12 protein-coding genes are annotated in these 10,964 nt (G+C 64.5%); 2 read left to right on the top strand and 10 right to left on the bottom strand.

Going from position 1 to position 10,964, the window contains the following annotated elements:
* Positions 1 to 170: 170 nt before the first annotated feature.
* From LU493_RS14515 to ffh, 8 genes are all read right to left on the bottom strand, one after another.
* Positions 171 to 1,487: a homoserine dehydrogenase gene (locus LU493_RS14515; protein ID WP_275288507.1), complete on the bottom strand. Its 1,317-nt coding sequence runs from the start codon at positions 1,485 to 1,487 to the stop codon at positions 171 to 173.
* A gap of 83 nt (positions 1,488 to 1,570) precedes the next feature.
* Positions 1,571 to 2,308: a DsbC family protein gene (locus LU493_RS14510; protein ID WP_275288502.1), complete on the bottom strand. Its 738-nt coding sequence runs from the start codon at positions 2,306 to 2,308 to the stop codon at positions 1,571 to 1,573.
* 3 nt (positions 2,309 to 2,311) lie between these two features.
* Complete coding sequence (gene xerD / locus LU493_RS14505; protein WP_275288501.1) at positions 2,312 to 3,214, bottom strand: site-specific tyrosine recombinase XerD; 903 nt, start codon at positions 3,212 to 3,214, stop codon at positions 2,312 to 2,314.
* A gap of 128 nt (positions 3,215 to 3,342) precedes the next feature.
* On the bottom strand, positions 3,343 to 3,699 hold the full coding sequence (rplS, locus tag LU493_RS14500; RefSeq protein ID WP_013333616.1) for a 50S ribosomal protein L19: 357 nt from the start codon (positions 3,697 to 3,699) through the stop codon (positions 3,343 to 3,345).
* 153 nt (positions 3,700 to 3,852) lie between these two features.
* Positions 3,853 to 4,614, bottom strand: a complete 762-nt coding sequence (trmD, locus tag LU493_RS14495) for a tRNA (guanosine(37)-N1)-methyltransferase TrmD (protein WP_275288506.1) — start codon at positions 4,612 to 4,614, stop codon at positions 3,853 to 3,855.
* 17 nt (positions 4,615 to 4,631) lie between these two features.
* The gene (gene rimM / locus LU493_RS14490; RefSeq protein WP_275288500.1) at positions 4,632 to 5,204 is read right to left on the bottom strand and encodes a ribosome maturation factor RimM; all 573 of its coding nucleotides are present in this window, start codon (positions 5,202 to 5,204) and stop codon (positions 4,632 to 4,634) included.
* A gap of 18 nt (positions 5,205 to 5,222) precedes the next feature.
* Entirely contained in the window at positions 5,223 to 5,471 is a 249-nt protein-coding gene (gene rpsP, locus LU493_RS14485) for a 30S ribosomal protein S16 (protein WP_275288499.1), read from the bottom strand.
* 206 nt (positions 5,472 to 5,677) lie between these two features.
* Positions 5,678 to 7,090 carry a signal recognition particle protein gene (gene ffh, locus LU493_RS14480; RefSeq protein ID WP_275288498.1) on the bottom strand — a complete coding sequence of 471 codons (1,413 nt, stop codon included), beginning with the start codon at positions 7,088 to 7,090 and terminating at the stop codon, positions 5,678 to 5,680.
* Between the two features lie 198 nt (positions 7,091 to 7,288).
* Here ffh and LU493_RS14475 point away from each other — a divergent pair, with 198 nt between their 5' ends.
* Together LU493_RS14475 and LU493_RS14470 are read left to right on the top strand one after the other, a co-directional pair.
* On the top strand, positions 7,289 to 8,089 hold the full coding sequence (locus LU493_RS14475) for a cytochrome C assembly family protein (RefSeq protein WP_275288497.1): 801 nt from the start codon (positions 7,289 to 7,291) through the stop codon (positions 8,087 to 8,089).
* A gap of 68 nt (positions 8,090 to 8,157) precedes the next feature.
* Positions 8,158 to 9,444, top strand: a complete 1,287-nt coding sequence (locus LU493_RS14470; RefSeq protein ID WP_275288496.1) for an HlyC/CorC family transporter — start codon at positions 8,158 to 8,160, stop codon at positions 9,442 to 9,444.
* A 145-nt stretch (positions 9,445 to 9,589) separates the two neighbouring features.
* Here the strand turns inward: LU493_RS14470 and LU493_RS14465 are convergent, their stop codons facing one another.
* Together LU493_RS14465 and LU493_RS14460 are read right to left on the bottom strand one after the other, a co-directional pair.
* Positions 9,590 to 10,207, bottom strand: coding sequence for a 1-acyl-sn-glycerol-3-phosphate acyltransferase (locus LU493_RS14465; protein WP_428994568.1), 618 nt, complete (start codon positions 10,205 to 10,207; stop codon positions 9,590 to 9,592).
* A gap of 89 nt (positions 10,208 to 10,296) precedes the next feature.
* Entirely contained in the window at positions 10,297 to 10,914 is a 618-nt protein-coding gene (locus LU493_RS14460) for a TetR/AcrR family transcriptional regulator (protein ID WP_275288495.1), read from the bottom strand.
* Between the last annotated feature and the right edge of the window lie 50 nt (positions 10,915 to 10,964).

Raw genomic sequence — 10,964 nt, 5'->3', positions numbered from 1 at the left:
AAGCTCGAAGCTCGAAGCTCGAAGCTCGAAGCTCGAAGCTCGAAGCTCGAAGCTCGAAGCTCGAAGCTCGAAGGCAGGGTGAACCCCCGCTCCCTTGGGTCAAGGGGGTTCTTCCAGCTTCAAGCTTCAAGCTTACGGCTTACGGCTTACAGCTCCGGGCGCAGCCCGGCTTATTCCTGCTCGTCGAGGCTCTCCACCCGGATCCGCGTCACCGAGCCGGCGATGTCGGCCATCGACTCGATACGACGGATCGCTTCGTTCATGAGCCTCTCGCGCGTGCTGTGCGTCAGCAGGATGATCGGCACCAGTTCACCCTCGGTGGCTTCCTTCTGGATCAACGCCTCGATGGAGATGCCTTCCTCGGAGAGGATCGTCGCCACCCGGGCCAGTACGCCGGGGCGGTCCACCGCCAGCAGACGCAGATAGTAGGCGGTGTCGATCTCCTCCATGGGCATGATCTGCGGCTGATCATCCCCCTCGCCGATACCGCTGAAGGCCAGATAGGGGACGCGATAATGGTGATCGGTGGTGATGTCGCGGGCCACGTCGAGCACGTCGGCGACCACCGCCGAGGCAGTGGGCTCGGCACCGGCGCCGGCACCGTAATAAAGGGTCGGACCCACGGCGTCGCCCATCACGGCGATGGCGTTCTTCACGCCGTGCACGTTGGCCAGCAGCCGTCCCTTGGGGATCAGGGTCGGATGAACACGCAGCTCCAGGCCGGCATCGGTGCGCTTGGAGATGCCCAGATGCTTGATGACATAGCCGAGATTGTCGGCCTGCTCGACATCCTCGGCGGTGACCCGGGAGATACCCTCGGTGTAGGCCTTCTCGAACTGCAGGGGCACGCCATAGGCGATGGAGGCCAGGATGGTCAGCTTGTGCGCGGCGTCAATACCCTCGACGTCGAAGGTCGGGTCGGCCTCGGCGTAACCCAGCGCCTGGGCCTCGGCGAGCACGTCCTCGAAGGCCCGTCCCTCGTCGCGCATGTGCGTGAGGATATAGTTGCCGGTGCCGTTGATGATGCCCGCCAGCCACTCGATGCGGTTGGCGCCAAGCCCTTCGCGCAGCGACTTGATGACCGGGATGCCCCCGGCCACCGCGGCCTCGAAGGCCACGATCACGCCCTTCTCGTGAGCGGCCTGGAAGATCTCGTTGCCATGCACGGCGATCAGGGCCTTGTTGGCGGTGACCACGTGCTTGCCGTTGTCGATGGCCGTCAGCACCAGTTCCCGGGCCACGTCATAGCCGCCAATGAGCTCGACGACGACATCGACATCGGGGTTGGAGGCCAGCTCGAAGACATCCTGGGTGGTCTTGATACCGGTGATGTCGCACTCGGGGTTGGGGCTGCGATAGGCCACTTGCTCAATGACGATGGGCCGCCCCGCCCGACGGGCGATCTCGTCGGCGTTGCGTGTCAGCACGTTGAAGGTCCCGCCTCCGACAGTGCCCAGGCCACAGATTCCCACTCTCACCGGTTTCAATGTCATTCCCCTCTTCGTTCTGGCGTGTGTCCAAGCGATGGCGGGGCCGGGCCCCGCCGTCCGCGTTCATCGACGCGGTTGTATCAGTCATCCACTCCCAGCATGGTAGCCAGGCGTTCCGCCGGCACATAACCGGGGACCAGGCTGCCGTCGGGCAGGATGATGGCCGGCGTGCCCTGCACGCCGAGCTCCAGCCCTAGATGATACTGTTCCTCGACCGGATTGTCGCAGGTTGCATCACTTTCCAGCGACTCGTCACGAAACGCGGCCGACAACGCCTCGCTCGGATTGTCGGCGCACCAGACCTGTTCCATCTCACGGGCACCGGGCGAGTTCATGCCGCCCCTGGGAAAGGCCAGATAATCCACTTCGATACCCAGCTCATTGAAGCGCGGTACTTCCTCATGGAGCCGCTGGCAGTAGGGACAGGTCGTATCGGTGAACACCACCACCCTGGCCTCGGGGGTCTCGGTGCCACGGAAGGTGACCCGCTGGTCATCGGGGATCTCGTCCAGCCGAGCGGTGCGCTCGCTGTTGCGCGTCTGCTCGGTCAGATTGACGAGCCCGGCATCGGCGTTCTCGTAGAGATCCCCCACCAGGAAATAATTGCCCTCGGCATTGGTATAGAAGGTCTCCCCGGTCTCCAGGCGCACCTCGAAGATATCCGCCATGGGGGTTTCTCGCACGTCTTTCACCGGCATGCTGCGTCCCGATACCTCGAGTGTCTCGAGGGAGTCGGGCACGCTGGCGCCGGCCAGGGAAGGCAGCGCCAGGGTAGCGGCGAGCAGGCCACCGGCCAGGGGAAGGGTCGATACTCTCATGATTCAGCCTCGGGGGTGGTGTTCGGCATGCAGGGCCTCGAGCCGGACCTGCGCGACATGGGTGTAGATCTGCGTGGTCGACAGATCGCTGTGACCCAGCAGCAGCTGTACGACACGCAGATTGGCCCCATGATTCAACAGGTGGGTGGCAAAGGCGTGCCGCAGGGTATGTGGTGACAAGGGACGCTCGATGCCGGCACGCCTGGCGTGTGCCTTGATACGATACCAGAAGGCCTGGCGGGTCAGGCAGGCATCGCCCCGCCCCGGAAACAGTGCGGGGCGCGTCACGTCACGCATCAGCGCCCCTCGGGCGCTGCGTAGATACCGCGACAGCCAGTCCACGGCCTCCTCGCCGAGCGGTACCAGCCGCTCCTTGTCGCCCTTGCCGCGAACCCTCACGACACCCTGGCGAAGATTGAGCGCATCGGTCGTCAGGCCCACCAGTTCCGTGACTCGCAGGCCGGCGCCATAGAGCACCTCGAGCATGGCGCGGTCGCGCAGCCCCAGGTCGGTGTCGACATCCGGCGCCTCGAGCAGGCGCTCCACTTCGCCCTCTTCCAGCGTATTGGGCAGCGACGGCGTCACCCTGGGCAGTCTGACCTCAGCGAGCGGGTCATGTTCGATCAGGCCATCGCCCAGTGCCCAGTGATAGAAGCGCCTCAGGCTGGATAACAGCCGGGCGTTGCTGCGCAGTTTGTAGCCCGCTTCGCGACGCTCTTCCAGCCAGTCCGCCAGCGCTTTCGGCGGTGGCGTCAGCAAGGTGGCGTCATGTTCGACGAGCCGTGCCTGCCAGGTCCGCAGGTCATGCCGATAGGCCGCCAGGGTGTTGTCGCTGGCCCCCTGCTCCAGCCAGAGGCCGTCGAGGAAGGCATCGATCAAGGCAGGATCATTGAGGGGCGTCGACATGCTGTCAGTTCCTCGCGTGCGCGCCACCGGCGCTCGTTCCTGGACATGAAAAACCCCGCCCCGCAAGTGCGGTGACGGGGTATCGTCAGACGAGAGCCATCGGCTCCGTCATGCCCGGAAAACGGGCCTCAGGCCAGCTTTTCCTTGATGCGGGCGGACTTGCCGCTGCGCTCGCGGAGATAGTACAGCTTGGCCTGGCGAACATCGCCGCGACGCTTGACGCTGATGGAATCGACCAGCGGGCTGTAGGTCTGGAAGGTACGCTCGACACCGACGCCGTGAGACACCTTGCGCACGGTGAAGGCGGAGTTCAGCCCCCGGTTGCGCTTGCCGATCACCACGCCTTCGAAGGCCTGGAGACGCTCGCGGTTACCTTCCTTGACCTGAACCTGGACGACCACGGTATCGCCCGGGGCGAATTCCGGCACGTCCTTGTTCATCTGCTCGGCTTCGAGCGCCTGGATCACCTTGTTCTTGCTACTCATGACATTCAACTCCTCGATAACATTACGTGACCCGCCGGACCGACAGTGGATGGCCGGTGAGTCGTGATCCCGGCGCTCGAAACGAGTCGAGGCACGGGAGCGTCGTTGGTGACACAGGTCCGCTTGATTCGCGTCCTGCACCTCCGCGCTTTCCTAACGAGAGGCCAGCGCGTATTCCTCGATGAACTCCTCGAGCAGGCGAGATTGCTCGTCGTTCAACGTCCTGCCTTCCAGCAGGTCGGGACGCCTCAGCCAGGTCCGCCCCAGCGACTGCTTCAAGCGCCAGCGCCGAATGGCGCCATGATGGCCGCTGAGCAACACCTCCGGCACTCGCCGCCCGTCGACATCCTCGGGACGGGTGTAGTGCGGACAATCCAGCAGCCCGTCGTTGAAGGAGTCCTCGAGCGCGGAATCCTGATGCCCAAGCACGCCGGGCACCAGCCTTGCCGCTGCGTCGATCAGCACCATGGCCGGCAGCTCGCCGCCGCTGAGCACATAGTCGCCGATCGACCACTCCTCATCGATGTCGGCTTCCACCACCCGCTCATCGATGCCTTCATAGCGTCCGGCCACCACCACCAGAGGCGGGCCCGACGCCAACTCCCGGGCGCCTTCCTGATCGAGGCGGCGTCCCTGGGGAGACAGGTAGATCACCCTCGGCCGCTGGCCGGTGGCGGCCTCCGCTCGCGAGCGAGCGTCATGAATGGCCGCGCGTAGGGTGTCGACCTTCATCAGCATGCCCGGACCGCCGCCATAGGGACGATCATCCACGGTGCGGTGACGATCGGTGGCATAGTCCCTGGGGTTCCAGAACGCCAGGTCGATGCTGCCCTTTTCCACGGCTCGTCCCGTCACGCCCTGGCGCGTCAGCGCCTCGAACATCTCGGGAAACAGGGAAACGACACCGACCCACATCGCCGCATCGCACCGACTCAAAATGCCGGATCCCAGTCGACGATCATCCGCCCCGCCTCGAGATTCACTTCCTTCACGACCTCGTCGGGCAGGAAGGGCAGGAGACGCTCACGCGCATCGAGGCTCTCACCGTCGCGCCCCTTGACGACCAGGACGTCGTTGGCACCGGTCTCGAAAAGGTACTCGACGCGCCCCAGGGAGATGCCCTCGGTGGTCACGACGGCCAACCCTTCGAGTTGATACCAGTAGAAATCGTCGTCTTCGGGAAGCTCTGGGAGTTCGGCGGTGGGCAGCAGCACCTCGGCACCCGCAAGCGCCTCGGCCTGATCCCGGCCATCGACGCCCTCGAGCCGGGCGACCAGCCCCTTGCCATGCAGACGTCCTTGAGCGAGTCGATAACGCGACTCGACGCCCCGATGGCGCAACACCCACTCACCGTAGTCGAGGATGCCTTCCATGGGGCTGGTGTACGAATACACCCTCAGCCATCCCTTCACGCCATACGGGCTGGTCAACTTGCCCAATACGACATGCTCGGGAGACGCCTTGTGCTCGGCACTCATGCTCATCGTCGACTCTGCGTCGGACATGCAACCGCGTCAGGCGACTCAGGCCTGCTTGCGGGCTTCTTTGACCAGCTCGGCGACACGGCCGGACAACTGAGCGCCCTTTTCCTGCCATTCGCTGATGCGGTCCAGGTCGATGCGCAGGCGTTCTTCCTGGCCACGCGCCACCGGGTTGAAGAAGCCCAGGCGCTCGATGAAACGACCATCGCGCGACTTGCGCGAATCGGTCACGGTCAGATGATAGAAGGGACGCTTCTTGGCGCCACCACGTGCCAGACGAATGGTAACCATGCGTTGACTGTCCTTCAGTTGAGTTACGGAGGTTGTCGATCGAAGGCTCGCCCTTCGACAATCGGTTCGGTGGCGGGTTTACGCCCGTCGCCGAGTCGTTCGGTCACGACGATGCCCGCGAATCGACGCGGACCTGCCAGTGAAGACGCAGCATTTTACGGAAATCTCCCCGGCTTGGAAACCTTTTTGCGTGCACACGGCCTCGTTCAGCGCCAGGGCATGCCGCCGGGACCGCCCATGCCGCCCGGGCCACCGGGCCCGCCAGGACCTCCCTGGCCGCCCATCATGCCGGGCATGCCACGCATCATCTTCTGCATTCCGCCCTTCTTGCCGGCCTTCTTCATCATCTTCTGCATCTGCTTGTGCTGCTTAAGCAGGCGATTCAGGTCGGGCACCTGCAAGCCGGCACCGGCGGCAATCCGGCGCTTGCGCGACCCGTTGATGATGTCCGGGCGACGCCGTTCCCTGGGCGTCATGGAGTTGATCAACGCCTCGAGCTTGCCGAATTCCTTCTCGGGTCCCGGCCCCTGGGCCATCTCGGCCATCTGCCCCATGCCGGGCAGCTTGCCGAGCATACCGCCCATGCCGCCCATCTTCTTGAGCTGCTGCAATTGGTCGCGGAAGTCCTCGAGATCGAAGCCGTCGCCTTTCTTGACCTTCTTGGCCAGCTTCTCGGCCTTGCCCTGGTCGACGGTACGCTCGGCTTCCTCGATCAGCGACAGCACATCGCCCATGCCAAGGATCCGCGAGGCGACCCGGTCGGGATGGAAGGGTTCCAGGGCGTCGACCTTCTCACCCATACCCATGAACTTGATCGGTTTGCCGGTGATGTGCCGGACCGACAGGGCCGCACCACCACGGGCATCGCCATCGGCCTTGGTGAGGATCACACCGGTCAGCGGCAGCGCCTCGTGGAACGCCTTGGCGGTATTGGCGGCATCCTGACCGGTCATGGCATCGACCACGAACAGCGTCTCGTCCGGCGACACGGCACGGTTGAGCGCCTGGATTTCCGCCATCATCGCCTCGTCGATGGCCAGGCGACCGGCGGTATCGACCAGCACCACGTCGTGAAACTTGATCCTGGCGTGCTTGATGGCCGCCTCGGCGATATCCACCGGCTGCTGATCGCTGCTCGACGGGAAGAAGTCGACGTCCACCTCATCGGCGAGCGTCTCGAGCTGGTCGATAGCCGCCGGACGGTAGACGTCCGCCGAGACCACCAGCACCTTCTTCTTCTCGCGTTCGCGCAGGTAGCGCGCCAGCTTGGCCACCGAGGTGGTCTTGCCCGCCCCCTGCAGGCCGGCCATCAGCACCACGGCGGGCGAGCTCTTGAGCACCAGGCCTTCGTTGGCCTCGCCCATGATCGCCTCGAGCTCCTGCTGGACGATCTTGACGAACTGCTGCCCCGGCGAGAGGCTCTTCGATACCTCCTGGCCCACGGCACGCTCGCGCACGCGGTCGATGAACGCCTTGACCACCGGCAGCGCGACATCGGCCTCGAGCAGCGCCCGGCGCACTTCCCGCAGGGTATCCTTGACGTTGTCTTCGGTCAGGCGCGCCTGACCCTTGATGGACTTGAGCGTCTGGGACAGACGATCACTGAGATTCTGGAACATGGGCCTCTCCGCAAACGATGGCCTGGGAAGCCACGGCTTCCCCGCAATGGCCAAAAATTATACGCCTTGTGACCGCGAGTCTCCATGCATGGGCGCCGTCATCTTTCGCTCGCGGCTGTCAGGCATCGCGACGATTCGGTATAGTAAGCGTTCCACTTCATGTCACCAGGCGCTGGCGAAGGCGCACGGATAGCATCGATGCACGCGCTCCCACTTGCCGTCATGGCCTTCATCCTCTATATAGCGGCCGCCTCCTGGCAGGGCCTGACCCTGGCCCGGCGGGTGCCACCGCGCGCCGCACTGGTGCGCAGCTTCGGCCTGTTGGGGTTGCTTTGCCATCTGCCGCTCGCCATCGGCCTGCTCGATCAGGGCACGTCCCTGCTGCCCGGCCTGTCCACCAGTGCAGTACTGGCAAGCGGCCTGGCGGTGCTGACGCTACTGGTGGTCAGCCTGTTCAAGCCGGTGCTCAACGTGGCCGCCGGCCTGTTCCCGCTGGCGGGTCTCACCCTGCTGCTGGCCATCGGCCTGCCGAGTCCTGAACGCCACCCGGGCATGACCCCGGGCATCGCCCTGCATGCCCTGAGTTCGGCACTCGCTTTCGCCTTCCTGGCCATCGCCGCCTTTCAGGCGATTCTGCTCGGCGTGCAGAACCAGGCGCTGCGCCATCACCACATCCGCGGCGTGGTCCAGTCACTCCCCCCTCTGACCAGCATGGAGCGTATCCTGTTCGAGCTGATCTGGGCCGGCATGGCCCTGTTGAGCCTGGCGATCGCCAGCGGCTTCGTGTTCGTCGAGGACATGTTCGCCCAGCACCTGGTGCACAAGACGGTATTGTCATTGCTCGCCTGGGTGATCTTCGCCACTCTGCTGGTCTGCCATCATTGGCTGGGATGGCGAGGCATGCGCGCCGTACGCTGGACCCTGGGCGGCTACCTGATGTTGCTGCTGGCCTACTTCGGCAGCAAGTTCGTTCTCGAGGTCTTGCTGGGCCAGGGCTGAGGTGCCTTGACAGCGTCCGGCCCAGTCCCTACAACTCGAGCCTGACCCGCGATTGAGGATCCTTAGACTTGAACGACGATTTCCCTCTGGGATTGCTGTTCGGCCTACTGCTGCTGCTCATCTGCCTTTCCGCTTTCTTCTCCAGCTCCGAAACCGGCATGATGTCGATCAACCGCTATCGCCTGAGCCATCGCGCCGGCGGCGGCGAGGGTCGTGCCCAGCGTGTCATGCGCCTGCTCGGCCGCCCCGACAGACTGATCGGCGTCATCCTGATCGGCAACAACTTCGTCAACAACCTGGCGGCGTCCATCGCCACGATCATCGCCATCCACTTCTTCGGCGATGTCACAGGCCCGGCGGTCGCCACCACCTTGCTGACCATCGTCATCCTGATCTTCGCCGAGGTGACGCCCAAGACCTATGCCGCGGTCAAGCCCGACCGCATCGCCTATCCGGCCTCGCTGGTACTGGAGCCACTGCTCAAGGTGCTCTATCCGCTGGTCTGGCTGGTCAATGCCATTTCCAACGGCCTGCTGCGGCTGCTCGGCGTAAAGAACATCGAGGGGGATGGCGACAACCTGACCCGCGACGAGCTGCGCACCGTGGTCCACGAAGCGGGGCCGCTGATCCCGCGTCGTCACCAGGCCATGCTGGTCTCGATCCTCGATCTCGAGAACGTCACGGTGAACGACATCATGGTGCCCCGCCACGAGGTCTCGGGCATCGACCTCGATGACGACCTGGACGATATCCTCGCCCAGATACGTACCAGCCAGCATACGCGAGTGCCGGTCTTCAAGGGCGACATCAACAACATCATCGGCATGCTGCACCTGCGCAACGCGGCGCGTTTCCTGTCACGCGGCGAAGTGACCAAGGCGGCCATCGTGCAGGAAGCGCGGGAACCCTACTTCATCCCGGAATCGACGCCGCTGCATACCCAGTTGCTCAATTTCCAGAAGCAGAAGCGACGCATCGGCATCGTGGTCGACGAGTACGGCGACGTGGAAGGACTGGTGACCCTGGAGGACATCCTCGAGGAGATCGTCGGCGAGTTCACCACCGATGTGGCCAGCCAGGATCAGGACATCCACCCCCAGGAAGACGGCAGCCACGTCATCGACGGTACCGCCAACATCCGGGATATCAACAAGTCGCTGGGCTGGCAGCTCCCCACCGACGGCCCCAAGACCCTCAATGGCCTGATCCTGGAATACCTGGAATCCTTCCCGGACGGCCCCGTTTGCCTGGCGATCGGGCCGGTTCGCATGGAAATCCTCGAGGTCCGTGACAACCTGATCACCGCCGCACGCTGCTGGCAGTCGGTGCGTCGCACCGTGGCCGCCACGACCTAGTGTCCTGTTTCGGCGTTCGCTGAAGAGATGGCGAACAGACAAGGCGCCGTGACGAGGCATAGCAGCGCTATGGCGAGGAGCGGCAACACCGTATGGCAGCCGGGAGCCGCCATACGTCTACCGTCAACTCCAGATATACAGGCCACTAGGCGCGTCGCCCGCGTTCCACCCAGGCATCCGCCTCCGTCTTGAGCGCCCGCACTCGAGCCTCGAGCCGTTCGCGCTCGGCGTTCTCGGGGGCTACCGGCTCACCGAAATAGAGCGCGACCCGCGCCCGAAAGCGACGCGGACACTTGCCCAGCGCCGGCCCGCCGCAATGCGAGGTCCAGGACCCCCACAGCCCGGCCAGGCCGGCCGGCACCACGGGCACCGCATCCCTGGCCAGGATCAATTCCAGACCGCGCCGAAAGGGCTGTATCTCGCCGTCCGGCGTCAGGCGACCCTCGGGAAACAGCATCACTACCTCGCCGTCACGCAGGGCCTGGCTGACCTGCTCGAGAGCACGCCGCAAACCGCCCGGATCGCGACGATCGGAATCGACGGGAATCGCGCCTACCAGCCGGAACAACCAGTTCAGCCAACGAGATTCATAGATAGGGCGATCCATCATGAAACGCAGCGGACGCGGACTCGCCCCGCCGATCACCAGGGCATCCACGAAGCCGACATGATTGCAGACGACGAGGGCGGGACCATGGGCCGGAATATGACGACGCCCCTGGAAGCGCAGGCGATACATCAGGTGCACCGTCATGAACACCATCCGCCGGATCAGGGTGCGCGGCGAGCGGAAGATCCACCAGAGCAGTGCCGCCAGTGCCAGAAGCGGCACGCCCCATGTCATCAGGAAGGTCACGGCGACTCGGATGGTGTCTTCAGACCAGCCAGCATGGTGGTCGACAGCTGATCGAGGAGTTCCTCGACTTCCAGCGGCTCGCTTTGCCAATAACCGAGGCGCTCGTTGAGGCCAAGCTGCACCAGGCCATGCACACTGCCCCACAGCGTGCGCCCCAGGCGCCGCGCCTGCATGTCATCCAGTGCCGGCTGGTGCTCTTTCAGCGTATTCTCCACCCGCAGGAACAATGCTTCGATCATGTCGCTCTGGCGGCGATCCAGTTCGCCTTCCTGGGCCAGGGGGTAATCGAACAGCAGTTGCCAGCGATAAGGGTCCTGACGCGCGAATTCCCAGTACGCCAGCGCCAGCGACTTGAGGCGCTGCTCCGGCGTGCCATCGCTGAGCAAGGGGTCGATGGCGACACGAAGGCGTCCCAGCGACTCGATGTTGACGTGCTGCAGAAGGTTGTTGAAGCTGCCGTAGAGCTTGAGTAGCGTGCTCGGCGCACAGCCGACCTCACGGGCCAGGGAGCGCAACGACAGCGTGTGCACCGGATGCTCCTGCAGCCAGGCGTCGCAGGCCGCCATGACCTGGGCATGGAGCGTCTCGGGGGCATGCTGTCTGGGTCGAGCCATCGGCTTCCTCACGGGGTATGGAAAGGGCGGCGGGCCGCTGGCCAGCCATG

Origin of the sequence: Halomonas elongata (assembly GCF_029081005.1) — a bacterium.
Lineage (GTDB): Bacteria > Pseudomonadota > Gammaproteobacteria > Pseudomonadales > Halomonadaceae > Halomonas > Halomonas elongata_B.
The sequence above is the reverse complement of the archived record's forward strand: the minus strand, read 5'-3'. Positions and strand labels throughout refer to the sequence as shown.